The sequence below is a fragment of the Corynebacterium sp. SA-MJD20WY100 genome (genome assembly GCF_039822565.1).
In the GTDB taxonomy this organism is placed as follows: domain Bacteria; phylum Actinomycetota; class Actinomycetes; order Mycobacteriales; family Mycobacteriaceae; genus Corynebacterium; species Corynebacterium phoceense_A.
In genome coordinates this window covers 1-25,081 of sequence record NZ_JBCJKS010000013.1, presented here as the reverse complement: position 1 = coordinate 25,081, position 25,081 = coordinate 1, and the positions used below count along the sequence as shown (strand labels likewise).

Genomic DNA, 25,081 nt, shown 5'->3' with positions numbered 1-25,081 from the left:
GATCCGGCGGCTTTCGTTGTTTTCAATGAACCCGGGTGGCTACTGCCCCGGCCTACGGAAGTCTTCCTTGCGCCCCCGGTTATGCAGCGCGAGCCACTCCATAAAGCCCTTCGGGTCGTGCTGCTGGACGAGGAAGAACCAACCAAAGCGCGCGAATTCCTGCGGCAGGAGCTTGCGCATGCCGCGCTGCCACAACAGGTAGCCGCGGTTGCGGTAGGTAAAGAAGCGCTTGAACTCACCCGCTGGGTACTGCGTGTGCATCGTGCCGCCCAGAATCGGCTTGAACTCGTCCGAGCCGTCCGGGTGCAAGTACGCGCACGTGAGCGCCGTGCCAAATGACAGCCCCGAATTCGCCAGGCGGCGGTGGTATTCGACCTCGTCGCCGCGAATGAACAGGCGGTAATCCGGGACGCCGATGATCTCCATTGCCTCCGCGGAGATGAGCGCGCCATTGAACAGCGATGCGATCCCCGGCAGGAAATCCCCCTCCAGCTCATCCATCCGGCGCCGCCACACCACTCCCTGGCGCAGCGGAAACGCCAGGCGTTCCGGCTCGTTGATATTGCACACGGCGGGGGAGACCTCGTGCAACGAGTTCGCCTCCGCCACGCGGTAGAGCTCCTCCAGCACGCCGAAGTCCGCCGGACGACCATCGTCATCCGCGCACCAGATGGCATCCGCGCCCAGCGCCAGCGCCTTCAAGAAGCCCAGCGCGAAGCCGCCCGCGCCGCCGAGGTTCGTCTTTGACCCGATGTACACCGCGCGTTCGCCCGCCATGGACTCCACGAGTTCACGCACCGCAGCCTCATTGCCATTGTCGACGACGATGACCCATTCCACCGGGTGCGTTTGCCCTACGACCTGCTCTAACGACGCGCGCAGCAGCTCCACGCGCTGGTGAGTGACGATGACAGCGGCAGTTGTCCCCGCCGCGGAAAGGGTCTTAACAGTCATGGCTCCCATTCTGCCACCAGCTTTTCGATGCCCCCTCTAGACACCCCGCGCCAGCCGACGTCGTGCTCATAACGTGAATGAGTCATGCCGATTTTTCAATTTTTCGGCCAACTCATTCACACTAGGATGTGTGCCGGTGTGATGTGTGCGGGTGCTTAGAGCCCCGGGATGTCGATGATGCCTGCGGCATCCGCGCCCACCGCCGCGCCGCCGACCAGCAGTGCGGAGATAGCCGCAATCGTCACGCCGAGGATGATGTCGAGTGTTTGCCCAATCTTCCAGTCGTTCGCCACGTCCGATTTGATGGTCGACACGAGGAACTCGTCCGACGAGCCCCGGTCAGCCGCATTCTTGAGATTCTCGATATCGGAGCTGCCAATCTCGCCCTTCTCCGCCTTGGAAGAGATAACGTCTGCAGCTACATCGATAGAAGAGCCAAACCCTTCGCCGCCGAAAGCCTCCTTGGCTACGGCCTTGGTGATGGCGGCTCCTACCTCACCATCAGTGACCTCCGACGAGGTCTTGCCGTCGGCCGCTCCCGCGACGCCGGTTGACAGGGTCAGGGCGGTGGCCACAGCCAGAACACCCGCAGTGAAACGCTTCATGGTCGTCAATCCTTGAAAGAGAAGATAGTTGAAAAGACAAAGACCTTGCTTGGCATGGTAACCAAGCAAGGCCTTGAATTCCGGAAATTAATCCTCGAAATTATCGAGAATTAGAACGGAAGGGAAACGCCCGGGATAACACCGGCGTTGACGGCAGCGGCGCCAGCAGCCAGGACAGCAGCGGCGATGCCGAAGCCCCAGAGGATGTCAGCGGTGGTGCCGGCCTTGTAGCCAGCGTTAAGGTCGTTCTCGTAAGAGGACTTGTAGAAGTTGCCCCAAGCCTCGCCGGAACCCTTGGCATCCTCGTCGGAGGTCATCTTCGAGCTGGTCTTGAAGGAGCCCCAGTGCGGTGCGGAAGTGAACTCCTCGACGAAACCGTCAAGAATAGCCTCGCCCGGCTCCTTAGCGGAGGCAGCACCGGTGGACAGGGACAGAGCGGTAGCGACGGCAACGGCGCCAGCAGCGAAACGCTTCATGGAGAAACTCCTTGTAAGAGGGAATGGAAAGATAGACACGCTCGCAAGGACACCTCCCTGCGGAACTGGTCTAGAGCTTAGACCATTCCTGTGGGATTCGTAAGTCTTTTCTCGGAGAAAGTATATTCCTAGGTGGATGAGGTGTGAATTAACTTAATCTGGGGGCAGAAGGTGACCGTGGCACAAATGACGAAAAGGCAAGGTCACGCTAAGTATGTTTACGCTGTTACCTGCGAAAAGAGGGCCCCGCAGACTTCCTTAAAACGGAGCTGCGGGGCGGCGAAAGGGTAAGTGGGAAGTTCTTAGTCCCTATTTTTTTCTTCGTTAAAGCGCTTAAGAAGGTCGCGGACGTACTCGCCGGCGCCGGGGCCTTCGTAGGCTTCGACAACGTCGGCAACTTCGCCGACTTCCTTGATCTCGCCGTGGTCGACCCATAGGGCGGTATTGCACAGCTGGGCAAGGAAGTCATTGGAGTGCGACGCGAAGACGAGGATGCCGGACTTCTTCACCATTTCCTGGAGCTTGACGCGGGCCTTGGCCATAAACGCGGCATCGACAGCACCAATGCCCTCGTCGAGCAGGAGGATTTCCGGCTCGATGGAGGTGACGACGCCGAGGGCGAGGCGCACGCGCATGCCGTTGGAGTAGGTGCGCAGCGGCATCGCCAGATAGTCGCCGAGCTCAGAGAACTCCGCGATCTCATCCATCTTGGACTTCATCTGCTTGATGGTCTGGCCCAGGAAGAGACCGCGGATGATGATGTTGTCGTAGCCGGAAACTTCCGGGTCCATGCCCACGCCCAGGTCGAAGACCGGCGCGATGCGCCCGCGCACGTCCGCGGTGCCGCGGGTGGGCTCATAGATGCCGGAGAGCAGGCGCAGCAGCGTGGACTTGCCGGCGCCGTTATGGCCCACAAGCCCCACGCGGTCGCCCTCACGCAGGTGCAGGTTGATGTCCTTGAGAGCCTCGACCACGACGGTGTTGGAAGCGTTCTTACCAATCGCACCGCCGGCGGTGGAGAGCATGGCCTTCTTTAAGGAGCGGGACTTCGCGTCAAAGATGGGGAAATCGACGCAGGCGTTATACGTATCGATGGAAACCATGGTGAGAAGTCCTTATACCCAGTAGGAGACGCGGAAGCGCCATTGGCGCATGGCGAGGGCGGCGAGCAGAACGCCGCCGATGGTGCAGGCGATGACGATCCACCAGTGGTAGGCCGCGACAGGCTGGCCAATCATGGGGGCGCGGACGATCTCCATGTAGTGGTACAGCGGGTTAAGCTCCGCCAGACGCGCGCGCGAGGATACGGAGGCGTTGTCCTTGAGCGTCGAGGTCATCCACACAATCGGCGTGACGTAGAAGAGCAGCTGCGTGAGCGAGTCGAGCAGCGGCGCGACGTCGCGGAAGCGCGTGGCCACGATGCCGAAGAACATGGACACCCACACGCCATTGACTAGCAACAAGGCGAGAGCTGGAATGAACAGCCAGAACTCCCAGCCCAGGTGGCGCGGGAAGATGGCGAGGAGGATGAGCCAAATAATGAGGTTGTGGCCCAAGAAGAGGGTCTGGCGCCACACGAGGCGGTAGACGTGGACCGAGAGCGGCGCGGGGAGCTGTTTAATAAGGCCCTCGTTGTCGATGAAGACGGTGGCGCCTTCCTTGATGGCGCCCGAGATGAAGTTCCACATGATAAGGCCCACGGTGACGTGGGGCAGGAACGTACTCAACGGGATCTTAAACAGCAAGGAGTAGAGCAGGCCCAGCGCGGCGGCCATGACGCCGGTGGCGATGGTGATCCAGAAAGGACCCAGGACGGAACGGCGGTAGCGCTGCTTGATGTCCTGGACGCCGAGCTTGAACCAGAGCTCGCGTTGGCGCGCACCCTCAATGAGATCGGCGAAGGCTGCCTTGAAGGTCATCGACTGTGAAGGAGGAATCTCTCCTTGGTCGGTGACGGCAGTCATGCGGGCGATATCGGCGCGCAGTTGGTTATTGTCATGCACGTGGCATACCCTATCCTCTCCGAGGTCCCCAGTGGGAGTGGCCCGCCGTGAAAAGGCGATGAGCTGCAAGAAACACATTCTGGTGCGAACGGTATAGAGTGGGGAAGTTGTCAGCGCGGAAGGGAAGAGTTGCCATGGTTGCCTATGACGCGGCGAGTGTTCGTGGTTTATATACGGGACTCGCTGACGGCTGGACGTACCTCAACGCGCACGCCGCGCCGCAGATTGCGGAGAAGGTTGCCTCCGGCGTCGCCCGCGCCTTCCGCACCGCGAATGCCGTGGTGTCTGCCGATGCCCCCGTGGGCGCCCATTCCGCAGCCCCCGTCGCCGGCATGCTGGAGGGCGAGAAGCATCTTCAGACCGCCCGCATGGCCGTCGCCGATCTTGTGGGCGCGCGTGCCGAAGCCGTCGTGCTCGGCCCCTCCCTGCCCGTGCTCTACCAGTCGCTCGCCCGGGCACTCAGTCCGCTGCTGCGCCGCCAGTCCTCGGTGGTGCTGTCCAAGCTCGACCCGCCGGCGCTCTACGCCGCCTTCGCCCACGGTCCGCATGGCTCGACCGTGCGCTGGGCCCAGCCGGATCTTGGCACCGGCGAGCTGCCCGCCTTCCAGTACGCGGAGCTTGTCGATGGCTCCACGCGCCTCGTGTCCCTCTCCGCCGCGCACGAGTTGCTTGGCACCGTGGCACCCGTCCACGACATCATCGAGACGGTCCGCTCGCGCTCCCGTGCCTGGACGCTTCTCGACGTCACTGCGCTCGCCCCGTACCGTCCCATCGATATGGACGACCTCGGTGCGGACATCCTCGGCATTGACTTGGCACAGCTCGGCGGCCCGCAGATTGCCGCGCTCGTCTTTCGCGATACCGCAATGTTCCGCCGCCTCGACGCTCTCAGCCCCGGCCAGACAGCGCACACCGCCGCGAAGCTCGAGACCCCCGTCTCTGCGGGCCTCGCTGGTGGCGTCGGTCCGCTCGTCGACCATATGGCGACCCTCGCCGGCGGCGACCGTGGCTCTCGCCGCGTGCGCCTGCGCCGTTCGATGGAGTCCCTCGAGGCCTACCTCGATGATCTCCGCGCAGACCTCTATATCTATCTCGGCACGCTGAGCCAGGTCCACATCCTCGGCGCTACCGGTGAGGCCGCCGCCGAGGCTTCCGATGACCGCCTCCCGCGCCTTTCCTTCGCCGTCCGCGGCGTGCCGGCCGAGACCGTCCACCGTCGTCTCTTCGACAACCGGCTCGTCACGACGCTCGCCCCGGCCACGCCCCTGCTGCGTGATATGGGCATCGACGAACTCGGCGGCGCCGTCACCGTAGCGCTCGGCCCGTTTAATACGCACAACGACATCGAGCAGCTCACCCGCGTCGTCGCCTCGCTGGCGTAAGTCTTCCCGGCTAGTCGGCGTTCGTGAGCACCAGCGTGCCCGTGACCTCACCGGAGTCGAGCGCCTCGTGGGCGCGGGCGGCACGGGCAAGCGGGAACGTCGCGTGGAGGGCGTGTGTGACGCGGCCGTCCTCGAGCATGGGCCAGACATTCTTCACTGTCTCGGCAACGATGGCGGCCTTGTCCGCGCGGTCGCGTCCGCGCACCGTAGTGCCCTGAATGGTCAGCCGCTTGTTGAGGACGACGCCGAGGTTGATCTCGCCCTTCGTGCCGCCCTGCATACCGATGATGACCATGTGGCCGTCCACGGCGAGTGCCTTGAGGTTTTGCTTCAGGTACTTCGCGCCGATGATGTCGAGGACGACGTCACACTGGTTCTTGAGCTCTTCAGCGAAGTCCTGCTCCTTGTAATTGATGAGGATGTCTGCGCCAAGCTCGCGGCAGCGCTCGAGCTTTGCTGCCGAGCCTGCAGTAACAGCCACCTTCGCGCCGAGCGCCTTGGCGACCTGGATGGCAAACGTGCCGATGCCGCCGCCACCGCCGTGGATGAGAATCGTCTGGCCCTCCTTGAGCCCCGCCGCCATGACGAGGTTCGACCACACCGTGCAGGCGACCTCGATGACCGCGGCGGTCTCTTCGAGGCTGAAACCCTTCGGGATGGGCAGCAGCTGGCCTTCCGGCACGGCGACGAACTCGGCATAACCGCCGCCGGCGAGCAGCGCGCCGACTTCCTCGCCGACCTGGCGGTCGGTATCACCTGCGTCAACGATGACGCCAGCGGCCTCGAGACCGATAATCTCCGACTCGCCCTTGGGCGGCGGGTACGCCCCGCGCGCCTGGAGGAGGTCCGCGCGGTTGACACCGGCGGCCTTGACCTCGACGAGTACTTCCCCGGGCTTGAGCTCTGGCGTATCCACTTCGCCCAGTTCGAGCGAGCGGGGGTCTTCTAAGTCCTTCTGAATAACTGCGTGCATGCACCCCAAACTAGCGTTTTCTTCCCGCCGCGCGTCGGGCTTTCGGGGCGCTGACTTTGACTGGGGATTCTTTTAGACTGTGGGTACGTACACATTCACGCAGCTAGCGAGAAAGGAGTTGGTGATGGCGACTTATCCCACCGTCCCCCGAGGCACGACGTTCCGCCGTCCTATCGTGATTCCAGAATCGCTTGATGAGCTGCGCGGACCGGCATCGGGATTGATGGAGATTCCGATTTCGGTGATGTGGGCTTCCCAGCAGCTTTATGTCTTGGACGCGGGCGATGATGAGGCCTGCGCTGATGTCTATTCGGAAGCGTTGGGTACGGCAACGCTGGAAGAACTAAGAATGATCATCAATAAGAACACGCTATTGCGCGTATGGCCAAAGATGACGGGGGACCGCATGACCCGTGCAATGTGGGAGGATCGTTTCCCGCAATTGGGTGGTTAGTATGCGGCCGCAATTGAGCTTTCAGCGTCAAGTTGCAACGATCGCCTTGAAAGCAAGCAGCAGTTTGGGGTTTGTATTAGCAGGGGGCAGCGCCCTTCGAGAACACGGAATGACGGATAGGCCTACAGAAGACGTTGATCTGTTTACGAATAACGCCGATCCGGCGGATTTTTCCTCTGCGGTTATGTCAGTCCGCGAGGCGTTGAAACATGCTGGAATTTCGAGTGAAGTCCGTAGACAGTTTGAGACTTTTGCATCAATGCAGTTGGAGTCTGCCGAAGGTGATTCTGTAGTTCTGGAGATGGGACTGGATTGGCGTGCAAAAGCTGAAGGGGTCATGTTAGCCATTGGCCCAGTCCTGCACAGGGATGACGCCGTGGCTAACAAAGTACTTGCAGTGTTTGGGCGAGCGCTTCCCCGCGATTTTCTGGATCTTGACGCAATTATCGGCAGTTCGGACTACTCAATCGAGAGAATCTTTGAGCTTGCCACACATGCCGATCCCGGTTTCAATGCGAAGTATTTCCTTGTCGCGTTGCGAGCAATCTCTGGAATAACAGCGCAGAGAGTTGAACGATATGGGGTTTCAGAGGACGAATGGTTGGGGATTACCCGGCGGGTTGAAAGCTTCGCTCAGGAAGTTGAAAGGCTTTACAGAGCCGAATAGCGCAAGCCTCTGGGGCATACTTGGGGTTGTTGATGGTCCGAGTATGAATCGCGGCCCACGGTTTAGTAGGCTAAAGCAGTTACGTTCTGTGGTCGCTTGCGACTGCAGTTGTGACGAGGAGACGTGGCAGAGCGGCCGAATGCACTGGTCTTGAAAACCAGCGTGGGGAAACTCACCGAGGGTTCAAATCCCTCCGTCTCCGCAACTATCATTTTCCCTGATGACTGTTCACTGGGGTTTGCTTTGTCTAGGCTGGTCAACGGCATTATCCATTTTGTCAAATAGGGACAGGTATAGCCACAAAATGATGTAATGAAGGGAAAGTTAAGGGAATTTTCTTCCCATTCCCTTGAATGGAGACACCACCATGGCCACCACGAAATAGAATCGCCGTTCACCGCGCGACTTTGGCAAGGTCGCCAAAAAGGGGAAGCGGTTCTACGCCGATTATCTTGGCCCGGATGGTGCCCGTCATACACTGGGACGTTCCTTCCCTACACGTATTGACGCCGATGGTTGGTTATCCGATGAACGCCGCCTAATCGACCTTGACACCTGGACATCACCGGCACAACGAAAGAAGGCCCAACAGGCAGCCGCCGTTACCGTTGGTGAATGGTTGAATACCTTCCATGACGGTCTAACGCGCCGATTTACTCACCGGCGCCTTCAACCTGGTTGCCGGCCTCACGCCGGGCGACTGATCTCGCCGGCGACTTGGTGCCTTGGCCGAGAGGATAGGCAGCGGTCTGCAAAACCTTTTACACGGGTTCGGGTCCCGTAGGCACCTCCACTTTCCGCTGAGCCCAATAGAGCATGCGTTGCAGGAGGCCGGCAGTCCACCCTCGGGCGCGCCGAGACCTCTGAGCTTCATTTCCCATCGAGTGACACATCACACTCGATTATATCGCTATAGAGCGATATAATCGCCATATGTCTATGATTCAACAGGAGGGGGCAGCCCTCGACGAGGTGGCGACGGCAGCGTACGCCCACCTGTTCCAGGCATTTGCGGAACCGACGAGGTTGGCGATCGTGCAGCACCTCGCCTCGGGTGAGCACCGGGTCCGCGATCTGGTCGAGCACATGGGCCTGGCCCAGTCCACGGTGAGCAAACATGTCGGCTTTCTCGTTGAGTGCGGCCTGGTGACGATGCGCCCGGAAGGGCGCTCCACCTGGTACTCGCTGACGCAGCCCGAGCTCCTGCGTACCCTCATCGCCGCTGCCGAATGCCTCCTCGATGCCACCGGCACGCAGGCCCTGCTCTGCACGCACCTGCGACTCCCACATATCCACCACGCGACAGATACGGAGAAGAAGTAGACATGGGGGCAGGACACAATCACGGCCCCGCCGCCAGCGAGACCGGGCACCCTGGAGATTTCCGCAAGAAACTCTGGATCGCATTCTCGATCACCGCGACGATCGTCGTTGCCCAGGCCATCGGCTCGGTCATCACCGGCAGCCTCGCACTGCTGACCGACACCGCCCATGCCATCACCGATGCCTTCGGTCTGCTGGTTGCACTGATTGCCGGGACGCTGATGCTCAAACCCGCTAACGCCAAGCGCACCTGGGGGTTCCGGCGTATCGAGGTGATCGCAGCCCTCGGGCAGTCGGCACTGCTGCTGGTGGTGGGCACGTACGCCGCCATCGAAGGCATCCGGCGACTGTTCGAGCCGCCGGAGGTGCCCGCAAGCGAACTGCTGATCTTCGGCATTATCGGCCTGGTCGCGAACACCATCGCCATCATCATCCTCGCCTCCAGCCGCGGTTCGAACTTCAACATGCGCGCCGCGTTCCTCGAAGTCCTCAACGACGCCCTCGGCTCACTCGGAGTGATCATCGCGGCGATCGTGATCGCCACGACCGGGTTCACGCAGGCCGACGCCATCGCCGGCCTGTTCATCGCCAGCTTGATCGTGCCTCGCGCGTTCAAGCTGATGCGTGAGACCATCGGCGTCCTCATGGAGTTCACTCCTAAGGGCCTCGACCTCGACAAAGTCCGCTCACACATCCTCGAACTCGACCACGTCCAGGATGTCCATGATCTGCACGCCTCCACTGTGGCGACCGGCCTACCGACCCTGACCGCCCACGTCGTTGTCGCCGACGAGTGCTTCACCGACGGTCATGCCGCTCAGATGCTCCAAGAGATTAGAGACTGCGTCGCAGGACATTTCCAGGTCTCCGTCCATCACTCGACCTTCCAGATCGAGACTGAGCACATTGCCAAACATGAACCGGAAGTCAGCAAGCACGACTGAACGCAGCGCCCCCTCTCGGGCTCGTACCGGGCGGGGGCGCTTCCGCATCACACAGGTAGGCACTACCCCTATGGGGTACTATGGTCAATAGGCACCACGGGCAGGCACGAGAAGGAATCCCATGGAGAACCTCAGGTCATTGCCGAAGTACGGCGGGAAGAAAACCGCTGCAATCACCGTCGTGATCGGTGCTTTCCTGCTCACCGGATGCGCGGCCGCCAACGACTCGCCCTCAGCCACCTCGGCCAGCGGGGCCGAGATTCTTGTCGAGCATGGTCTCGAAGGCCTCGACGTGCGGGAGCTGGTCGAAACGCTCGATGCGATCCCGCTGGACGAGCGCACGGAGACATTGACCACGTCGATCACTGCGGAGACCGTCACGCTCACCGATCATCACGAGCACGCGACAGAGGTGCGGTTGCCCAGTGACGAGATCTACGTATCCGTTGCCCCATATCGGTCGCAGACCCATGATTGTTACTACCACAGCCCGACCGGATGCCTGGGTGAGCTGCGCAACGCAGACGTGGCCGTAACGGTGACGGATGCGACGACCGGCGAGACGATCCTCGACGAGGAGCTGAGAACCCTCGACAACGGCTTCGTCGGGATCTGGCTGCCCCGAGGCATCGAGACATCGATCTCGATCACCCACGACGGCCAGACCGCCACCTCCGAACTTTCGACCGTCGGCGACGATGCGCAAACCTGCCTGACCACGATGCGACTGGTCTGAAACTAGCACCACGGAAATACCCCCACTGGGTAGGGCGTTGTGGTGTGCGCGGTCTATCGCACGCGACGTGTCATAGGAAGGGAAGCAGTCCCATGAGCGAAGTCACCACCGCCGACCCCTGGGCCTTCGATGAGGAGTGAAGGCATTGGCTGTCATGAGCGGTACAGATAGGCTAGAAATGTGATGTCTAGGGCCTTTCTTAACTGAGATGCGTGCCTAGTGCGTATGTGGGGATCGATATTCAGGGTTAGGTGTGCTCGACGGTGACGAGTACGTGCACGGTGGAGTGATCGACGTGGGGTTCGAGTGTATCGAGGTAATCGCGAACCTGTGCTTCAGCGTCCTCGAGGCGCAGGGTGCTCGTGGCGTTGTCCTTGTCGATAGTGAGGGCCCAGCCGCCGTACCACGTGCGGGCGGTTACGACGAGCGGTGCTGCGGAGGTGGTCATCGCGGTATTCCTTTCGCGCGCTAGCGACGCTACCGGTAGATAACGGTGCTGGCCACTACGAATTCTGCTCCAACCACGCATTAATCCCGCCGCGCAGCGAGACGACGTTGGTGAAGCCGCGCTCGCGCAGGAGAGCCACGGCCTGGGCGGAGCGGATGCCGGAGGCGCAGTGGATGACCGCGTATTCGTCGGGGTCGAGGTCGGGGTTCTCGCCGGCGAGGATGCGGTTGAGCAGGAAGTGCTCCGCGCCGGGGATGACGGATTGCTTGCGTTCCTCGGCGGTGCGCACGTCGATCAGACGGGCGCCGAGGGGAACGGCGCGGACTTCGGGGGCATCGTCAGGCTGGGTGGGCACGGTGCCCGAGGTGACGAGCGGGATGTACTCCCACGTGCCGGACAGGGCGTCGAAATAACCGAGCTTGCCTATGAGGGGCTCGCCGACGCCGGTGATGATTTTGAGGGCCTCGAGGGCCATGGCGGAGCCGACGATGCCCACGACGGGGCCGAGCACGCCTGCCTGCGAGCACGACGGCACGGAGCCGGGCGCGGGGGCGGTGGGGAAGACGTCTTCGTAGACGGGGCCGTGGCCAGACCAGAAGACGGACAGCTGCGCGTCGAAGCCCAGGATGGAGGCCCAGATATGGGGAATGCCCAATTCGTGGGCGGCCCAGGAGGACAGGTAGCGCGCGTCGAAGTTGTCGGTGCCATCGAGGATGACGTCCGCGCCACGCAGCTGCTCGAGCGCGGTAGCGGACTCGAGGCGGCCGAAGGTCTCGACTGTGACGGCGGGGTTGAGCGCGGCGATTGTCTCGGCCGCGGATGAGGTCTTCGGGCGTCCCACGTCCGGCGTGGCATGGATGACCTGGCGGTGCAGGTTGGACAGGGAGACCTCGTCATCGTCGAAGAGGAGGATGCGGCCCACGCCAGCGCCGGCGAGGTAGAGCAGCGCGGGGGAGCCGAGCCCTCCGGCGCCGATGACGGCGACGGTGGCACGGGCAAGCTTAGCCTGGCCCTCCTCGCCCCAGAGGGCCTCCTGCCGGGCATAGCGAACGCTCATTCGAGACCTACCCAATTCGCGGAACCGTCGGCGTGGCGTTGCTCTTTCCAGATGGGCACCTCGGCTTTGACGCGGTTGGCGCAGTCCTCGGCGGCATGGAACGCGTCAGCACGGTGCGCGGCGGCGGCGACAACCACAAAGGCTGAGTCCCCGACGTGCAGATCGCCCGTGCGGTGCGCGCACCACAGGCGGGCGTTGGGGTGGGAGCTGATGACCTCAGCGGCGACGCGTTTGATTTCCGCATCCGCGCTGGGGTGCGCAGTGTAGGTGAGCAGTTCGACGCCGCCGCGCCCTCCGTCATGGTCGCGCACGATGCCGTCGAAGGTGACGGTCGCGCCCATGGCAGGCGTGGTGGTCGCGGCAACTGCCGCGGCCGTGTCGATGGTCTCGTCCGTCATAAAAGCGTCGATGACCAGGCCGGTTTGCTCTGCTACGTACTGTGGATCAGTGCTCATGCTTCCCTTCGAGCTGTTCAATGATGTGTCCCAGGATAGGCTCCAGTACCGTGACGCCGTCCTTGACCCCGCCCGTCGAGCCGGGCAGTGCCATGGCGAAGGTCGTCCCGCGCGTGCCCGCGACGGTGCGCGAGAGCGGGGCGGTGGGCACGCGTGCCGATGCCGCGTAGAACGCGTGGGCAATTCCCGGCAAGGTTCGCTCGAGGTGGGCTTCGAGGGCCTCGACCGTCTGGTCATCGGGGCTGAGTCCCGTGCCACCCGAGGTGAGGATCACCGCGGGGTTCTCGGCGAAAGCCTGGTCGACAGCGGCGCGAATGTCCGCGTCGGGAACCACGGAGGCATCGGCGCACTCCAGGCCCTGCGCGCGCAGGAACTCGACGGCGATGGGGCCGGAGCGGTCCTCATACGTGCCCGCGGCGGCGCGGGTGGAGGCGACGATAACGATTCCGGTGCGTGCCATTAGATGGGGAAGACCTCAACTGGATCGCCGGCCTTGAGGTGCGCGCCAGCGGGGATGCGGATAAGGGCGGTGGCGGACATAGCCTGGGAAATGAGGTGGGAACCTGCACCCGGGAGAAGCTCGGCCTGGCCCATGCCCTCCGGCGAGTGGGAGAGCACACCGCGGCGGAACTGGTCGCGGGACTCGAGGCCGTCCACGTCCTGCATGATGCGCGAGATATACGGCGGGCGCGAGTGGCCGAGGACCGGACCGACGTAGAGACGGAAGCTCACGAGCGTGGAGACCGGGTTACCGGGCAGGCAGATGACCGGAACATCGCCCAAGTGGGCGAGGCCCTGCGGGCCGCCGGGCTGCTGGGCGACGTGGCCGAACCAGCCGTTGTCCTCGAAGACCTGGCGTACGACTTCGAACTTGCCGTGGGAGACGCCGCCGGAGGTGACGATGGCGTCCGGCTGGTAGAGACGCACGACGCCTTCCAGATCGGAGCGCAGGATACCAGGGTCATCGTTGGTGCGTACGTAGGCGACGACCTCGATGCCGTACTCCTTGCACAGCGCGGCGATCATCGGGCCGTTGGAGTCCGGAATCTGGCCGGCGGACAGGTTGGCGGTGCCGATCTCGGCGCCGCCGGTGACGACGACGATGCGGGTGGGGGCGTACACCTCGACCTCGGTGTAGCCCTGGCCAGCGAGCGCGGAGATAGCGGCCGGGAGCAGGCGCGTGCCGCCGGGGATGAGCAACTTGCCTTCCTCGACGTCAGAGCCGGCCTTACGGATGTACTGGCCTTCCTTGACGGCCGGGATGGTGACGGTGCCGCCTTGTTCGACGAAGGTGGACGGCTCGCAGAATTCCACCGGCACGATGGCCTTGGTGCCCTCCGGCACCTTGGCGCCGGTCATGATTGGGGTGGCGATGCCCTCCTTGAGCGGTGTCGCAGCCGTGTCACCCGCGGCGACCGTGGCGCCCACAGTGAGCGTGCCGCCAGCTGGGTCCGTGATGGCGTAGCCATCCATCTGGGAGTTATCGAAGCGCGGGGAGTTGTAGGTCGCGTTGATGGACTTGGCCAGGACCATGCCATCGGCTTCCAGCAGGGAACGCGTGACGACGTTCGGTGCGGTGACGACGGCGCGGACGGCGCTCAAGTGTTCTTCGTACGTGCGCATGGCAACTCCTTGTACAAGGGGGATCCGTGGGTGAAACCCCGGTGGGGACACATCGTCTACAAGTCTAGGCTTTTTCTCGCGTGTTCTGAGCTGGCATAGTGGGGTGCATGCTTGAGATTCATTACTTTGCCGCGGCCCGCGCCGCCGCCGGTACCGCCCAGGAGTCTGCGGAGCCCGCAGCCTCCCTTGGCGAGCTTCTCGATGCCCTCGCGGCCGCGCATACCGGCACCACCGAGGCTGGCATGACGCTTGCGCAGGTCTTCGAGCGGTGCACCTTCCTCATCGATGGCAAAAACGCTGAACGCGACGCCGTCCTCGACGGCGCCGCGCGCGTGGATATCCTCCCGCCTTTCGCCGGGGGCTAGCGAGCCCGCAGCGGGCTTGTGAAGAAATTCACCACGCCTGAGACGAGACCGAGCACGACCGCGCCGAGGATGGCGGGCAGCCAGCCGTCGATGTCGAGGTGACCCAGCGAGGTATCAAGGGAGTTGAACGCCCACTCCGTGATGAGCAGCGTCGCGCCATTAATGACGAGCGCGAACAATCCGAGTGTGGCGCAGGTAAGGGGTGCGCCGAGGAACCGCAGCACCGGCGTGATGACTGCGTTGACGAGAACGAAAACGGCCGCGACGGCGAGGAACGTCGACGAGGAGCCCGCCTCATTGGTCGACCCGATGCCTGGCTCGCCCGTAGCGAGCGCGGGCGGCACGATGTCGATGCCGGGGACGAAAGAGACAACGACCCATAAGGCGAGGGCGACGGCGATGACGTTGAGTGCGAAGTTCCACAGGGCTTTCATGGGTGTGACACTACCGGCCGTCCCTGCGGACTGCCTGAGAAAGCGCGCAGAGCCGTCGCTGCAACGGCTCGGGCTCCGCGGAGCCGCCTGACAACGCGCAACGTGAATGAGTCGTCGAAAAATCTCAAGAAATGTCGCGACTCATTCACGTTGCGAGGTAGCGAGGACGCGCAGATTAGCCGCGGACGGCCTTCCAGGCAGCGAGGAGCTGATCGGTCTCCTCCGGGGTGGTCACCGTGATGCGGATGCCCTCGGGGAAGGAGCGCACGAGCACGCCCTGCTCGGCGAGCGCGGCGGCGAGTTCTGGGGTCTCGCCCGGCAGCCACACGAAGTTGGCCTCGGAGGGGTACGCGCCGGTGGCCTCGATGACGCGCTGGCGCTCGGCGACGGCGGTATCGGTGCGCTGCTTCAGCTCATCCTGCGCGGCGAGGGAGGCGAGAGCGCCAGCCTGGGCCACGGAGTTCACGGAGAACGGGATCGACACCTTGTTGAGGGCTTCGATCATGTCCGGCTGGCCGAAGGCGTAGCCGATGCGCAGGCCGGCCAGGCCGTAGGCCTTGGAGAAGGTGCGCAGACCCACGAGGTTGGGGTACTTCGCGATGTCCTCGGTGGCCAGCGGGGTGTCCTCGGCGCGCAGGTACTCGGTGTACGCCTCGTCGAGGGCGACGGTGATCTCGGCCGGGACCTTGGCCATGAACTCAGCGAACTCGGCGCGGGTCACGATGGAGCCGGACGGGTTATTCGGGTTGCAGATGAAGATCAGGCGTGTGCGGTCGGTGATCGCGGCGGCTATGGCCTCCAGATCCACGCCCTCGTCCTTGAGCGGAATGGCGACCGGGGTGGCGCCGTGGACCTGGGCGAAGATGGGGTAGGCCTCGAAGGAGCGCCACGGGAAGACAACCTCGTCGCCGTCGGCGCAGGTGACCTGGACGAGCTGCTGGCACAGCGCGGAGGAACCGGTACCCACGGCAACCTGCTCGAAGGCGACGCCGAGGTGCTCGGCGAGGGCCTCGCGGATGGCGACGGCGCCCATGTCCGGGTAGCGGTTCGCGCCGGCGGCAGCTGCGGCCATGGCGTCGACGGCGGCGGGCAGCGGCGGCTGCGTGGCCTCGTTGGAGGAGAGCTTGAGGGCGTCTTCCTGGCGCTTGCCGGGGACGTAGGCGGGGAGGGAGGAAAGGTCTGGGCGAATCATTTCTATCACTCTAGTGGTTAGGTGCGGTTACGGGTTACGGGGTCCGCGCGGGCCGTAGTCGAATTCGGCGGTGAGCGGGCCGAAGGCCTTGAGGCCGGCGGGGGCATCGGCAGGCGGAAGGTGCAGCTCGAGGAACGCGCCGGCGTCCGAGGACTCGATGGCGGCGAGCGCCTCCTCGAGTTCCTCGAAGGTCTGCGCGGTGTAGGACTTCATCGTCGTATCCGGCTTGAAGACCTGCGGCAGCGCGCCGTAGGACCAGTTCTGGATGTCGTTGTACTCGTCTTCCATGCCTAGGATGTAGCGCTCGATGGTGTAGCCGCGGTTATTCATGAGCACGATGATGGGATTGAGTTCCTCGCGCAGGATGGTGGACAGTTCCTGGGCGGTGAGCTGGAAGGAACCGTCGCCGATGAAGAGGACGTGGCGGCGGCCCGGTTCAGCAAGCTGAGAGCCGAGCGTTGCGGGCAGGGTAAAGCCGATGGAGCCCCAGATGGGCGAGTTGATGTACTTGACGTTCGCGGGCAGCTGCTGGGCGCTCAGGCCGATATGCGAGGTGCCGGCCTCGGCGATGACGACGTCGTCCTCGCGGAGGAAGCGGGCCATGCGCGGCCACAGCTCGGCCTGCGTGAGCGGACCGGTGGGCGCGGCGGTCTCCGTGGCCGGGGCGGGCTCGCGCGGGGTGGCGGGACGCTCGGGGGCGCGGTCGATGAGGGCATCGATAAGTTCGCGGGTGGTGAGCCCCACGAAGTACTCGCCGTCAACGCTGGCGTGCTGGTCACCGAGGTTAACCACGAGCGCGTGGTCAAGCTCGTGCGTGAACGAACCAGAGTTGACCTCGATGAAGCGCGGGTTGGTGGTCACCAGGAAGTCCGAGTGCTCCACGCGGTCCTTGACGCCGGGTGCGGAGGCCGCGCCGTTGTAGGTGCCGATGAAGAGCGGATGATTCTCGGGCAGGAGGGCCTTGCCGGAGGACATCTGGGCGAAAGGAATCTGTGCCTTCTCCGCCAGGCGCAGGAGAGGCTCGGTAAAACCGTGGCGGTCCGCGTCCTGGTCAATAAGGAGGATTGGGTGCTCGGCGTGGGCGAGGGCCTCGAGGATGCGTGCGGCCGCGGCCTCGAGGCGCTCGGGGTCGGAGGCGGGCAGGGAGGTGTCGAGCGGGGCATCGGGAGCCTCGATGGTGAGATGCGTGATGTCTGAGGGGAGCTGGATGTGGACGGGGCGCTTCTCACGCAGACAGGTGCGCAGTGCGCGATCGATTTCCTCGACGGCGTTCATGGGGGAGACGCGCACGGCGACCTCCGTGAACGGCGCGATGGCCTCGAGCATATTCGCGAAGTCGCCATCCGCGAGGGAGTGGTGGAGGTTCCAGCGGAACTCCGTGGCGTACTGCGGCGGGGCGCCGCCGATGGAGACGACCGGGATGTGCTCCGCGCGCGAGCCCGCAATGCCGTTGAGAGCGGAGAGCTCGCCCACGCCGTACGTGGTGAGCAGCGCGCCGACGCCGCGCGAGCGGGCATAACCATCCGCCGCATACGCCGCGTTGAGCTCGTTGCAGGCGCCCACGAAACGGATGCCGTCTGCGTCGCGCAGCTGTTCCAAAAAGCTCAGGTTAAAATCGCCAGGCACGCCGATGACTTCGGTAATGCCAATGTCTTTGAGACGGCGGAGGAGGAATTCGCCCACGGTCGTCTGCATGCAGTGCTCCTTTCGAGACGGTGAGTGCTGCCGTCTATTATGACGCGTTGACATAAAGGGGGCCGTCTTTTGTGTGCAGGGGCGGCCCTCAGGTAAAGTCTCCGTGTGATACTTTCGAGTATCTGGAGACGTGCCAGAGCGGCCGAATGGGGCTCCCTGCTAAGGAGTTGACTTGCTTGCGCAGGTCCGGAGGTTCAAATCCTCTCGTCTCCGCCACTCAACCCCCGGTTCTCGCCGGGGGTTGTCGCATGTGTGGGCCAAGGCGCCACGCGGGGGTGAGGGTGTCCGTTCCTTGTTTAAGTGGCCTCGTTGAGGGCCCAATGTGCGGCGACGTGAACGAAGAACTGACATCGGGAGGGGAAGCATAGCTGCGTCGAGGAAACTGCGTCACATAACTAGGCGGCAGGAACGCGCTGGGGTTAGGATCGGCTGGTGAAAATCTCGTGGCTTGGACCCGCGCGGCTCACCGCGGTCGGGTTTATGGCTCTCATCTTGACGGGCACGCTGTTGCTCATGTTGCCCATCTCGGCGCACGTGCCGCACTGGACGCCGTTCTTGCCAGCGTTCTTCACGGCGACCTCGGCGGTGTCGCTCACCGGGCTCATCGTTGAGGACACCGGTTCGTACTGGACGCATTTCGGCCAGTGCGTCATCCTGGCGCTCATCCAGCTGGGTGGATTGGGCATCATGTCGCTTGCGTCGCTGTCGGGCATGCTGCTTACCGGGCGGGTGAGCCTCAAGGCGCGTGCCGCGGGCGCGGCGGAGGGACGCCCCATCGTCGAAGGCGGCATTCGGCGCACGCTCACGTTTACCTTTCTCTTCACCTTTGCAGCGGAGGCGGCCGTGGCGCTCGTCGTGGGTGTGCGCGGCATGGCGCACTACGGCTGGACCGGGCCGCAGGCGGTGTGGGAAGGCACGTTTCACGCGGTCTCCGCATTCAATAACGCGGGCTTTTCCACGTACTCGGATAACCTCGTGGGTTTTGCCGCGGACCCGTGGATTCTACTGCCGCTGGCAGCGGCGATCATCGGCGGCGGTCTCGGCTATCCGGTTCACGCGGAGTTCCTGCGCCGCGTCCGCGCGCGGCTTACGGTGCGCGCACGCGTCCACCATGCATCGGTGACCGCTCGCATGACCTTGTGGGCATCTGCGGTGCTGGTCGTGGGTGGGACGGCGTTCATGTGGGCATCGGAAAGCCGGGGCGTCCTGGCGGGGATGCCGGCGGGGGAGCGGCTGCTCAATGCTTTCTTCATGGCGGTCTCGCCGCGCACGGCGGGCTTCAATGCGATTGATTATGGCCAGGCGCACCCGGTGACGCTCATGGGGACGGATGTCCTTATGTACATCGGCGGCGGCTCGGCGGGTACGGCCGGCGGCATCAAGGTCACGACGGCGTGTGTGCTCCTTGCGGCGATGGTGTCGGAATTTCGCGGCCGTGAAGACGTCGCCATCGGACACCGGCGCATCCCCACTGCGGCGGTGCGCCAGGCGCTGGTGCTGGCATTTTTTGGAATCGCCGTCATTGCGGTGGGCGTGGGCCTGTTGCGCGCCTTCGACCCGCAGTTCACCGCGGACCAGGTCATGCTGGAGGTGACCTCCGCGTTTGCGACGGTGGGCTTATCCACCGGCATTACCGCGTCGCTGAGTGCACCGTCCCAAATTATCCTGTGTTTCATTATGTATTTGGGCCGCGTCGGCCCCACCACACTCATCGCGGCGCTCGCCGCGCGCGCGGTCACGCAGCGCTTTAGCTACCCCGAGGAAAGGCCCTTCATTGGTTAATATTTTTGGTTCCCGGAAGACCATCGACATCGCACCCGTCGTGGTCGTGGGCCTCGGCCGCTTCGGCCACGCGTTGGCCCGCGAGCTCATGGACCATGGCGTGGAGGTGCTCGGCATCGACGCTTCGGACAAGTTGGTGCGCGAGATGGCGCCCGAGCTCACGCAGACCGTGCAGGCAGATACTTCCGATGCCGCCGTGCTCACGCAGCTCGGCATCGACGAGGTCGAGCGGGCCGTTGTCGCCATCGGCTCGGACGTGGAGGCCTCTATCTTGACGGCCTCGAATTTGGTGGAGCTGGGCGTGCGCGACGTGTGGGCGAAGGCGGACTCGGAGGCGCACGCGCGCATCCTGATCAAGATCGGTGTCCATCACGTCATCCGCCCGGAGCGCGATACCGGTCGGCGCATCGCACACCTCCTGTCCGGCCGCTTCGAGGATTTTGCGGAGATCGCGCAGGACTACGGCGTGACCAAGCTCGTGCCGCCCGCGCGCGTGCAGGGCAAGCCGCTCGACCTGGCCAAGGTGCTGCGCGAGTACAAGGTGCAGTTGGTCTCCGTGCGCACGCTGGGGCGGTGGCTGCCGCTTACTGATGGTCGCGAGCTCACGGCGAACGACCTCATCGTGGCGGCGGGCTCGCCGGCGGCGTTGGAGAAGTTCACGGAAGGATAAGCTGCGGCCGGCCAGTAGTGGAGCTACAGCTTCCTGGGCTCCCTGTCCTTCCTGCTCATCTGGTTCGTGGTCGGCGGCGCCTGGTTCAAGGTGCTCGGCTGGTGGTAAAACGTGCCACAACTCAGTGTGCGCCCCGCGGTCGTTCGACGGCCGGCGGGGCGCACGCCTGTCTGCCGCGTTAGACTGCGGGGCATGAGCAACCCCGACAAGCGGTTCCCGCGCGCCGTCTACGGGCGTGGCGAGGAGCCGGACCCGCGCTTTAGCCTGGCCAATGAGCGGACGTTCCTCGCGTGGACGCGCACGGCGCTCGCGTTCATTGCTGGCGGCGTGGCGTTGCGCGCCTTAGAGCTCGACTTGCCGGACCGCGTGACTGGCGCAGTAAGCGTGGTCATGCTCATTGCGGCGCTCGTGCTGCCGGTGGCCGCGTGGCTGCACTGGGTGCGCTGCGAGCGTGCCATGCGCGAGGGAACACCGTTGCCAGGCAGCTTCGCGCTACCGGTATTGGTGCTCGCCGTCCTTGTTATCGCCGGCGTTCTGCTCTACGGAGAAGCCCGTGCCTAGCGCGCTCTTCGACGTCGGGATGCAGCCTGAGCGCACCCGCCTGTCGTGGCAGCGCACGGCGCTCGCGGCGGTCGGCGCGCTGCTGCTCACGCTGCGCGCGGCGGGCTTCGCGGTCTCGTGGGCACTCGTCATCGTCGCTGTGGCCGCGGGTGGCCTGTATCTCGCCGCGCGGGCGCGCGCCGGGGCCGTGGATCGGCGACTCGCAGCGGGGGAGGGCCTGCCGGGTGCGGGAACCTTGGCGGGGCTCGCGGGGTTGACGGTGGGGTTGGCACTGCTTGGCCTGGTCTCGCTTTAAGCGGGCACAATGGGGCGCATGTACACGATCGCTGTTATCGCCGGTGATGGAATCGGCACCGAAGTTATGCCCGAAGGCCTGCGCGTCCTGCGCGCGGCGGCCGAGAAATTCGACCTAGAGCTCGAGTTCACCGAGTTCGATTGGTCCTCGGCGGAGTACTACCAGCGCACCGGACAGATGTTGCCGGACGATTGGAAGGCGCAGCTGGGTGGCTTTGACGCCATCTACTTTGGTGCCGTGGGCTGGCCGGAGACGGTCCCGGACCACGTGAGCCTCTGGGGTTCGCTCCTCCAGTTCCGCCGCGAGTTCGATCAGTACATCAATCTGCGTCCGGTGAAGCTGCTCGCCGGCGTGCCCTCGCCGCTCGCCGGCCGTGAGCCCGGCGATATCGATTTCTGGGTCGTGCGCGAAAACACCGAGGGCGAATACTCCTCCGTGGGCGGCACGATGTTCCCGGACACGGATCGCGAGACCGTCATCCAGGAAACTGTCATGACCCGCACTGGCGTCGACCGCGTCCTGAAATACGCCTTCGACCTCGCGCAACGTCGCGACGCCAAGCATCTCACGTCCGCGACGAAATCGAATGGCATTGCCATCACCATGCCGTATTGGGATTCCCGCGTTGAAGCCATGGCGGAGAATTACCCGGAAATAAGCGTGGATAAATATCACATCGACATCCTCACGGCCCAGTTCGTCATGCACCCGGACCGCTTCGACGTGGTGGTCGCCTCCAACCTCTTCGGTGACATTTTGTCCGATCTCGGCCCGGCCTGCACCGGCACCATTGGCATCGCGCCGTCAGGCAATATCAATCCCACGGGCGAGTTCCCCTCCCTCTTCGAGCCCGTCCACGGATCGGCCCCAGACATCGCTGGCCAGGGGATTGCCAATCCCATCGGCCAGATTTGGGCCGGCGCGATGATGCTCGATCACCTCGGCGAGCGCGAGGCTGCCGATGCCGTCATCGCGGCCTTCGAGTCCGTCCTCGCCGAGGGCCAGGGTTTGACGCCCGATATGGGCGGCACCGCGACTACCTCCGAATTGGGGGCCGCAATCGCGGCTCGACTGGCGGACTAACGGCCCGCCGTGGGGTCGACGTGGGGGTGGCGCGATGTGGCCCCGACCCTAGTGCGTGGTTTATGGTAATGCGTGTCTCACGCGGTGAACGCCGCCGTGTATCTCATTTCCAGGAGCACCATGACCACCCCACAAACGCACCCATCGACCGCCCATGCCGAGGGCGAAGACGACAAGCCCCTCGGCACTTTCGAATGGCGCCGTGAATTCACCGGCCTCATTGTCGGTCTTGTTCTTGCCGCACTCATTTGGCTCTTTTTCCCGTCCAACGCCGTGGAGACTGTGATGCAGTCTTCCGGCGCTGACCCGGAGGAGACCTACACGCTTGAAGGCCTGCGCGCCGTCGCCGCCGTTACCGTCCTTATGGGCGCATGGTGGATGACGGAGGCCATTCCGTTGGCCGCCACCGCCCTCATCCCGCTCGTCGTCTTCCCGCTGGCTGGCGTGGGCACGATTAAGGAAGTCGGCTCGCCGTACGCGTCGTCGACCATCTTCCTGTTCATGGGTGGTTTCCTTATCGCGCTGGCCCTCCAGCGTTGGAATGTCCACCGCCGCATGGCGCTTGCCGTTGTCAAGGTCGTTGGCACGTCGCCGAAGCGCCTCGTGCTCGGCTTCATGCTTGCCACGGGCTTCCTGTCCATGTGGGTGTCCAACACTGCGACCGCCGTGGTCATGCTGCCTATTGGCATGTCCGTCTTGACGCTTACCGCTGACACGGTGGGCGGCATGGCTAACCAGAAGAAGTTCGCGACCGCGCTCATGCTCGGCATCGCCTACGCTGCGTCCATCGGCTCGCTGGGCACGCTCATCGGTACTCCGCCGAACGCCCTGCTCGCTGGCTACATGCGTGAGTCGCATGACATCGACCTGAGCTTCGGCAAGTGGATGATCGTCGGCATGCCGATTGCCATCGTCTTCCTCTTCATCGCCTGGTTCCTGCTCGTGACCATCTTCAAGCCGGAGATGGATCGTATCCCGGGCGGCAAGGAGCTCATCAACGACGAAATCAAGGCCATGGGTCCGTGGACCGGCCCGCAGATCGCCACCGCCATCATCTTCCTGTGCGCCGCTGTCGCGTGGGTTGCTCTCCCGTTCTTCCTTGATAAGGAGTCCGGCTACGACGACGCCATCGTAGGTATCGCCGCTGGTCTCATCCTCTTCATCCTGCCGGCCAACTTCAAGTCCGGCGTGCGCCTGCTTGACTGGAAGACGGCCAATGACATGCCGTGGGACGTCCTCCTCCTCTTCGGTGGCGGCCTGTCCCTGTCCGCGATGTTCAATAATTCCGGCCTGTCCCTGTGGATTGGTGAGCTGGCCAAGGGTCTGGGCTCCCTGCCCGTCATCTTCCTCATCGCCGCGATTTCCTTCCTGGTCCTCTTCCTTACGGAAATCACCTCAAATACCGCAACCGCCGCGACTTTCCTGCCGATTATGGGCGGCGTCGCCGTGGGTATTGGCCTCACGGCGAACGGCGACATCAACGTCCTCGTGCTCTGCATCCCAGTCGCACTCGCCGCCACCTGTGCGTTCATGCTCCCCGTCGCCACCCCGCCGAACGCCATTGCGTACGGCTCTGGCCACGTGAAGATTGGCGACATGATCAAGGGCGGTATTTGGCTCAACATCATCGGTACCGTGCTCATCACACTCACCGTCTACTTCATCGCCATCCCGGTCTTTGGCCTCACTGCTTAACCTCTTTCTGCGAATGCCCCGCCTCGTGCGGGGTATTTTGTATGGTCCGCCCCGGGTAAACAGTAGGTAAAAACATTGACTGGCCTGGCGATTTGTCACAATTCAAAGCCGTGGGTATAGTTATTCCTCGTTGCACAGAGAGCACCAACCGCTCGAGGCAATGGTTAGCGCCCGTAGCTCAACGGATAGAGCATCTGACTACGGATCAGAAGGTTGGGGGTTCGAATCCCTCCGGGCGCACAGCACAAACCCGCTGGCCGCAAGGCTAGCGGGTTTCTTCGTGTTCCATCCGCCCGTGCTGCAGCGTGGGGGTAGGGGCGCTTACATTTCGGGCGCGTTATCAGGAGTGTGACGCTGAAAATGAGGCTAGTGCGCCCGATAGTGCCCGCCGTGTTCAACATGACGGGTCTTATGGTGGTGGCCCAGCGCCGTCGGGGAAAGCATGGGGCATTAGGATAAGGCCAACAGGCGTGTCCGGCGGGCAGAAGGAGACGAGCGATGAACAAGTGGACCCCGGGTCTTATCGGTGGCGCCGTGCTGGGCGGCATTATGTGGATTGCCACGGGAACGTTCTGGTGGCTGCTTGCAGGCATCGTCGTGGGGCTGGCCGTCGTGCCGCTCGTAGGACGCGAGGACCGGCAGAAGAATTACGCGCGCAAGAAGCGTGATGATAACTTTCGTGACTAACTACTAGGGCGGGGTAAGGTGGGGGCGATTAGTTCGCGGCGATAAGCGGTGGTGCGCATGAATAAAGAACAGCGGGTTCTCGATAACGTAGACAAGCTCGAGATTATGCTGCGCAGCGAGGATGAGCTCGACCCAGGTCAGGCGCAGGAGCTCAAGTCCTTGGCCACGAGTCTGCCTATTCGGGATGTCGTCGCCATTGTGGAGCGCTGCAATCCGGTGCGCGCTGCACTGGTGTTGCGGCTGCTGCCGCGGCGAAAAGCCATCGAGGTATTCGACGCCATGGACTTCGTCCAGCAGGCGGACGTTATCGATGAGTTGGGCAACGCCGAGGTTTTCGAGTACTTCGATGCACTTGAGCCCGAGGACCGCGTGGCGCTGCTCGATGAGCTGCCCGTGGAAATTGCGGATCGCCTGCTGCGCTCGCTTAATAAACCGGACCGTGACATTACGGGCGTGGTGTTGGGCTATGAGAAGGGCTCGGTGGGCCGCCGCATGTCGCCGGAGGTTCCCACGCTGTATCCG

The 25,081-nt window shown here is 63.6% G+C and carries 28 protein-coding genes, 4 tRNA genes and 1 pseudogene; 19 read left to right on the top strand and 14 right to left on the bottom strand.

The window, feature by feature from the left end:
- Positions 1–39: 39 nt before the first annotated feature.
- The 5 genes from ABJ196_RS08250 to ABJ196_RS08230 form a co-directional block, all read right to left on the bottom strand.
- A complete protein-coding gene (locus ABJ196_RS08250; RefSeq protein WP_347306099.1) occupies positions 40–954 on the bottom strand; it encodes a glycosyltransferase family 2 protein in 915 nt (304 codons plus the stop codon).
- Positions 955–1,109: 155 nt separating this feature from the next.
- Positions 1,110–1,559 (bottom strand): hypothetical protein, encoded by a 450-nt coding sequence (locus tag ABJ196_RS08245; protein ID WP_347306097.1) that lies wholly within the window; start codon positions 1,557–1,559, stop codon positions 1,110–1,112.
- Between the two features lie 110 nt (positions 1,560–1,669).
- Positions 1,670–2,035 (bottom strand): hypothetical protein, encoded by a 366-nt coding sequence (locus ABJ196_RS08240; protein WP_347306095.1) that lies wholly within the window; start codon positions 2,033–2,035, stop codon positions 1,670–1,672.
- A gap of 302 nt (positions 2,036–2,337) precedes the next feature.
- Positions 2,338–3,138 carry an ABC transporter ATP-binding protein gene (locus ABJ196_RS08235; protein ID WP_347306093.1) on the bottom strand — a complete coding sequence of 267 codons (801 nt, stop codon included), beginning with the start codon at positions 3,136–3,138 and terminating at the stop codon, positions 2,338–2,340.
- 12 nt (positions 3,139–3,150) lie between these two features.
- On the bottom strand, positions 3,151–3,999 hold the full coding sequence (locus tag ABJ196_RS08230; protein WP_347306195.1) for an ABC transporter permease: 849 nt from the start codon (positions 3,997–3,999) through the stop codon (positions 3,151–3,153).
- Positions 4,000–4,172: 173 nt separating this feature from the next.
- Here ABJ196_RS08230 and ABJ196_RS08225 point away from each other — a divergent pair, with 173 nt between their 5' ends.
- Positions 4,173–5,420, top strand: a complete 1,248-nt coding sequence (locus ABJ196_RS08225) for an aminotransferase class V-fold PLP-dependent enzyme (RefSeq protein WP_347306091.1) — start codon at positions 4,173–4,175, stop codon at positions 5,418–5,420.
- A gap of 10 nt (positions 5,421–5,430) precedes the next feature.
- Here the strand turns inward: ABJ196_RS08225 and ABJ196_RS08220 are convergent, their stop codons facing one another.
- Positions 5,431–6,393 carry an NAD(P)H-quinone oxidoreductase gene (locus tag ABJ196_RS08220; protein ID WP_257069470.1) on the bottom strand — a complete coding sequence of 321 codons (963 nt, stop codon included), beginning with the start codon at positions 6,391–6,393 and terminating at the stop codon, positions 5,431–5,433.
- A gap of 124 nt (positions 6,394–6,517) precedes the next feature.
- On the opposite strand from ABJ196_RS08220, the gene ABJ196_RS08215 reads away from it, so the two are divergent.
- The 7 genes from ABJ196_RS08215 to ABJ196_RS08185 all read left to right on the top strand — a co-directional run bounded on the left by ABJ196_RS08215 (position 6,518) and on the right by ABJ196_RS08185 (position 10,517).
- Entirely contained in the window at positions 6,518–6,847 is a 330-nt protein-coding gene (locus tag ABJ196_RS08215) for a hypothetical protein (RefSeq protein ID WP_257054358.1), read from the top strand.
- Between the two features lie 13 nt (positions 6,848–6,860).
- The gene (locus ABJ196_RS08210; RefSeq protein WP_257071632.1) at positions 6,861–7,514 is read left to right on the top strand and encodes a nucleotidyl transferase AbiEii/AbiGii toxin family protein; all 654 of its coding nucleotides are present in this window, start codon (positions 6,861–6,863) and stop codon (positions 7,512–7,514) included.
- A 117-nt stretch (positions 7,515–7,631) separates the two neighbouring features.
- Positions 7,632–7,716 (top strand) — tRNA-Ser (locus ABJ196_RS08205).
- A 517-nt stretch (positions 7,717–8,233) separates the two neighbouring features.
- Positions 8,234–8,307 (top strand) — tRNA-Cys (locus ABJ196_RS08200).
- Positions 8,308–8,453: 146 nt separating this feature from the next.
- Positions 8,454–8,837 (top strand): metalloregulator ArsR/SmtB family transcription factor, encoded by a 384-nt coding sequence (locus ABJ196_RS08195; protein ID WP_347306193.1) that lies wholly within the window; start codon positions 8,454–8,456, stop codon positions 8,835–8,837.
- A gap of 2 nt (positions 8,838–8,839) precedes the next feature.
- Positions 8,840–9,781: a cation diffusion facilitator family transporter gene (locus ABJ196_RS08190; protein ID WP_347306088.1), complete on the top strand. Its 942-nt coding sequence runs from the start codon at positions 8,840–8,842 to the stop codon at positions 9,779–9,781.
- 121 nt (positions 9,782–9,902) lie between these two features.
- On the top strand, positions 9,903–10,517 hold the full coding sequence (locus tag ABJ196_RS08185) for a CueP family metal-binding protein (protein WP_347306086.1): 615 nt from the start codon (positions 9,903–9,905) through the stop codon (positions 10,515–10,517).
- Between the two features lie 247 nt (positions 10,518–10,764).
- Here the strand turns inward: ABJ196_RS08185 and ABJ196_RS08180 are convergent, their stop codons facing one another.
- From ABJ196_RS08180 to glp, 5 genes are read right to left on the bottom strand one after another with little or no spacing between them, the layout of a single operon-like run.
- Positions 10,765–10,965, bottom strand: coding sequence for a hypothetical protein (locus ABJ196_RS08180; protein ID WP_347306084.1), 201 nt, complete (start codon positions 10,963–10,965; stop codon positions 10,765–10,767).
- Between the two features lie 55 nt (positions 10,966–11,020).
- Entirely contained in the window at positions 11,021–12,022 is a 1,002-nt protein-coding gene (locus ABJ196_RS08175) for a ThiF family adenylyltransferase (RefSeq protein ID WP_347306082.1), read from the bottom strand.
- Entirely contained in the window at positions 12,019–12,477 is a 459-nt protein-coding gene (locus ABJ196_RS08170) for a molybdenum cofactor biosynthesis protein MoaE (protein ID WP_347306080.1), read from the bottom strand. The genes ABJ196_RS08175 and ABJ196_RS08170 overlap by 4 nt, the downstream gene beginning before the upstream one ends.
- Positions 12,467–12,937: a MogA/MoaB family molybdenum cofactor biosynthesis protein gene (locus tag ABJ196_RS08165; RefSeq protein WP_257045193.1), complete on the bottom strand. Its 471-nt coding sequence runs from the start codon at positions 12,935–12,937 to the stop codon at positions 12,467–12,469. The genes ABJ196_RS08170 and ABJ196_RS08165 overlap by 11 nt, the downstream gene beginning before the upstream one ends.
- Positions 12,937–14,100, bottom strand: coding sequence for a gephyrin-like molybdotransferase Glp (gene glp / locus ABJ196_RS08160; protein WP_347306078.1), 1,164 nt, complete (start codon positions 14,098–14,100; stop codon positions 12,937–12,939). The genes ABJ196_RS08165 and glp overlap by 1 nt, the downstream gene beginning before the upstream one ends.
- Positions 14,101–14,207: 107 nt before the next feature.
- Here glp and ABJ196_RS08155 point away from each other — a divergent pair, with 107 nt between their 5' ends.
- On the top strand, positions 14,208–14,465 hold the full coding sequence (locus ABJ196_RS08155) for a MoaD/ThiS family protein (protein ID WP_347306076.1): 258 nt from the start codon (positions 14,208–14,210) through the stop codon (positions 14,463–14,465).
- Here ABJ196_RS08155 and ABJ196_RS08150 read toward each other — a convergent pair.
- The 3 genes from ABJ196_RS08150 to ABJ196_RS08140 form a co-directional block, all read right to left on the bottom strand.
- The gene (locus ABJ196_RS08150) at positions 14,462–14,899 is read right to left on the bottom strand and encodes a phage holin family protein (protein WP_347306074.1); all 438 of its coding nucleotides are present in this window, start codon (positions 14,897–14,899) and stop codon (positions 14,462–14,464) included. The two genes, ABJ196_RS08155 and ABJ196_RS08150, sit on opposite strands and share 4 nt — an antisense overlap.
- A 175-nt stretch (positions 14,900–15,074) precedes the next feature.
- Positions 15,075–16,091 (bottom strand): histidinol-phosphate transaminase, encoded by a 1,017-nt coding sequence (gene hisC / locus ABJ196_RS08145; protein WP_347306072.1) that lies wholly within the window; start codon positions 16,089–16,091, stop codon positions 15,075–15,077.
- 27 nt (positions 16,092–16,118) lie between these two features.
- Entirely contained in the window at positions 16,119–17,786 is a 1,668-nt protein-coding gene (locus ABJ196_RS08140) for a thiamine pyrophosphate-binding protein (RefSeq protein WP_347306070.1), read from the bottom strand.
- 124 nt (positions 17,787–17,910) lie between these two features.
- Here ABJ196_RS08140 and ABJ196_RS08135 point away from each other — a divergent pair.
- The 10 genes and pseudogenes from ABJ196_RS08135 to ABJ196_RS08090 form a co-directional block, all read left to right on the top strand.
- Positions 17,911–18,002: transfer RNA gene (locus tag ABJ196_RS08135), tRNA-Ser, on the top strand.
- 213 nt (positions 18,003–18,215) lie between these two features.
- The gene (locus tag ABJ196_RS08130) at positions 18,216–19,568 is read left to right on the top strand and encodes a potassium transporter TrkG (RefSeq protein ID WP_347306191.1); all 1,353 of its coding nucleotides are present in this window, start codon (positions 18,216–18,218) and stop codon (positions 19,566–19,568) included.
- Entirely contained in the window at positions 19,561–20,238 is a 678-nt protein-coding gene (locus ABJ196_RS08125; protein ID WP_347306068.1) for a TrkA family potassium uptake protein, read from the top strand. Before ABJ196_RS08130 ends, ABJ196_RS08125 begins: the two co-directional genes overlap by 8 nt.
- Positions 20,239–20,430: 192 nt before the next feature.
- Positions 20,431–20,799 (top strand): DUF202 domain-containing protein, encoded by a 369-nt coding sequence (locus ABJ196_RS08120; protein ID WP_347306066.1) that lies wholly within the window; start codon positions 20,431–20,433, stop codon positions 20,797–20,799.
- Positions 20,792–21,094: a DUF202 domain-containing protein gene (locus tag ABJ196_RS08115; RefSeq protein ID WP_347306064.1), complete on the top strand. Its 303-nt coding sequence runs from the start codon at positions 20,792–20,794 to the stop codon at positions 21,092–21,094. The genes ABJ196_RS08120 and ABJ196_RS08115 overlap by 8 nt, the downstream gene beginning before the upstream one ends.
- Before the next feature lie 9 nt (positions 21,095–21,103).
- Entirely contained in the window at positions 21,104–22,177 is a 1,074-nt protein-coding gene (locus ABJ196_RS08110) for a tartrate dehydrogenase (RefSeq protein WP_347306062.1), read from the top strand.
- Between the two features lie 120 nt (positions 22,178–22,297).
- Positions 22,298–23,872 carry a DASS family sodium-coupled anion symporter gene (locus tag ABJ196_RS08105; protein WP_347306060.1) on the top strand — a complete coding sequence of 525 codons (1,575 nt, stop codon included), beginning with the start codon at positions 22,298–22,300 and terminating at the stop codon, positions 23,870–23,872.
- 167 nt (positions 23,873–24,039) lie between these two features.
- A tRNA-Arg gene (locus ABJ196_RS08100) sits at positions 24,040–24,112 on the top strand.
- 258 nt (positions 24,113–24,370) lie between these two features.
- Entirely contained in the window at positions 24,371–24,559 is a 189-nt protein-coding gene (locus ABJ196_RS08095) for a hypothetical protein (RefSeq protein ID WP_066485986.1), read from the top strand.
- Positions 24,560–24,616: 57 nt separating this feature from the next.
- Positions 24,617–25,081: pseudogene (locus ABJ196_RS08090) on the top strand (magnesium transporter); the annotation flags it as partial.

Bases quoted from the DNA above. Each gene is read 5' to 3' on its own strand.
- ABJ196_RS08250 (WP_347306099.1), bottom strand. From the start codon at position 954: ATGACTGTTAAGACCCTTTCCGCGGCGGGGACAACTGCCGCTGTCATC.
- ABJ196_RS08245 (WP_347306097.1), bottom strand. From the start codon at position 1,559: ATGAAGCGTTTCACTGCGGGTGTTCTGGCTGTGGCCACCGCCCTGACC.
- ABJ196_RS08240 (WP_347306095.1), bottom strand. From the start codon at position 2,035: ATGAAGCGTTTCGCTGCTGGCGCCGTTGCCGTCGCTACCGCTCTGTCC.
- ABJ196_RS08235 (WP_347306093.1), bottom strand. From the start codon at position 3,138: ATGGTTTCCATCGATACGTATAACGCCTGCGTCGATTTCCCCATCTTT.
- ABJ196_RS08230 (WP_347306195.1), bottom strand. From the start codon at position 3,999: ATGACTGCCGTCACCGACCAAGGAGAGATTCCTCCTTCACAGTCGATG.
- ABJ196_RS08225 (WP_347306091.1), top strand. From the start codon at position 4,173: ATGGTTGCCTATGACGCGGCGAGTGTTCGTGGTTTATATACGGGACTC.
- ABJ196_RS08220 (WP_257069470.1), bottom strand. From the start codon at position 6,393: ATGCACGCAGTTATTCAGAAGGACTTAGAAGACCCCCGCTCGCTCGAA.
- ABJ196_RS08215 (WP_257054358.1), top strand. From the start codon at position 6,518: ATGGCGACTTATCCCACCGTCCCCCGAGGCACGACGTTCCGCCGTCCT.
- ABJ196_RS08195 (WP_347306193.1), top strand. From the start codon at position 8,454: ATGATTCAACAGGAGGGGGCAGCCCTCGACGAGGTGGCGACGGCAGCG.
- ABJ196_RS08190 (WP_347306088.1), top strand. From the start codon at position 8,840: ATGGGGGCAGGACACAATCACGGCCCCGCCGCCAGCGAGACCGGGCAC.
- ABJ196_RS08185 (WP_347306086.1), top strand. From the start codon at position 9,903: ATGGAGAACCTCAGGTCATTGCCGAAGTACGGCGGGAAGAAAACCGCT.
- ABJ196_RS08180 (WP_347306084.1), bottom strand. From the start codon at position 10,965: ATGACCACCTCCGCAGCACCGCTCGTCGTAACCGCCCGCACGTGGTAC.
- ABJ196_RS08175 (WP_347306082.1), bottom strand. From the start codon at position 12,022: ATGAGCGTTCGCTATGCCCGGCAGGAGGCCCTCTGGGGCGAGGAGGGC.
- ABJ196_RS08170 (WP_347306080.1), bottom strand. From the start codon at position 12,477: ATGAGCACTGATCCACAGTACGTAGCAGAGCAAACCGGCCTGGTCATC.
- ABJ196_RS08165 (WP_257045193.1), bottom strand. From the start codon at position 12,937: ATGGCACGCACCGGAATCGTTATCGTCGCCTCCACCCGCGCCGCCGCG.
- glp (WP_347306078.1), bottom strand. From the start codon at position 14,100: ATGCGCACGTACGAAGAACACTTGAGCGCCGTCCGCGCCGTCGTCACC.
- ABJ196_RS08155 (WP_347306076.1), top strand. From the start codon at position 14,208: ATGCTTGAGATTCATTACTTTGCCGCGGCCCGCGCCGCCGCCGGTACC.
- ABJ196_RS08150 (WP_347306074.1), bottom strand. From the start codon at position 14,899: ATGAAAGCCCTGTGGAACTTCGCACTCAACGTCATCGCCGTCGCCCTC.
- hisC (WP_347306072.1), bottom strand. From the start codon at position 16,091: ATGATTCGCCCAGACCTTTCCTCCCTCCCCGCCTACGTCCCCGGCAAG.
- ABJ196_RS08140 (WP_347306070.1), bottom strand. From the start codon at position 17,786: ATGCAGACGACCGTGGGCGAATTCCTCCTCCGCCGTCTCAAAGACATT.
- ABJ196_RS08120 (WP_347306066.1), top strand. From the start codon at position 20,431: ATGAGCAACCCCGACAAGCGGTTCCCGCGCGCCGTCTACGGGCGTGGC.
- ABJ196_RS08110 (WP_347306062.1), top strand. From the start codon at position 21,104: ATGGGGCGCATGTACACGATCGCTGTTATCGCCGGTGATGGAATCGGC.
- ABJ196_RS08105 (WP_347306060.1), top strand. From the start codon at position 22,298: ATGACCACCCCACAAACGCACCCATCGACCGCCCATGCCGAGGGCGAA.
- ABJ196_RS08095 (WP_066485986.1), top strand. From the start codon at position 24,371: ATGAACAAGTGGACCCCGGGTCTTATCGGTGGCGCCGTGCTGGGCGGC.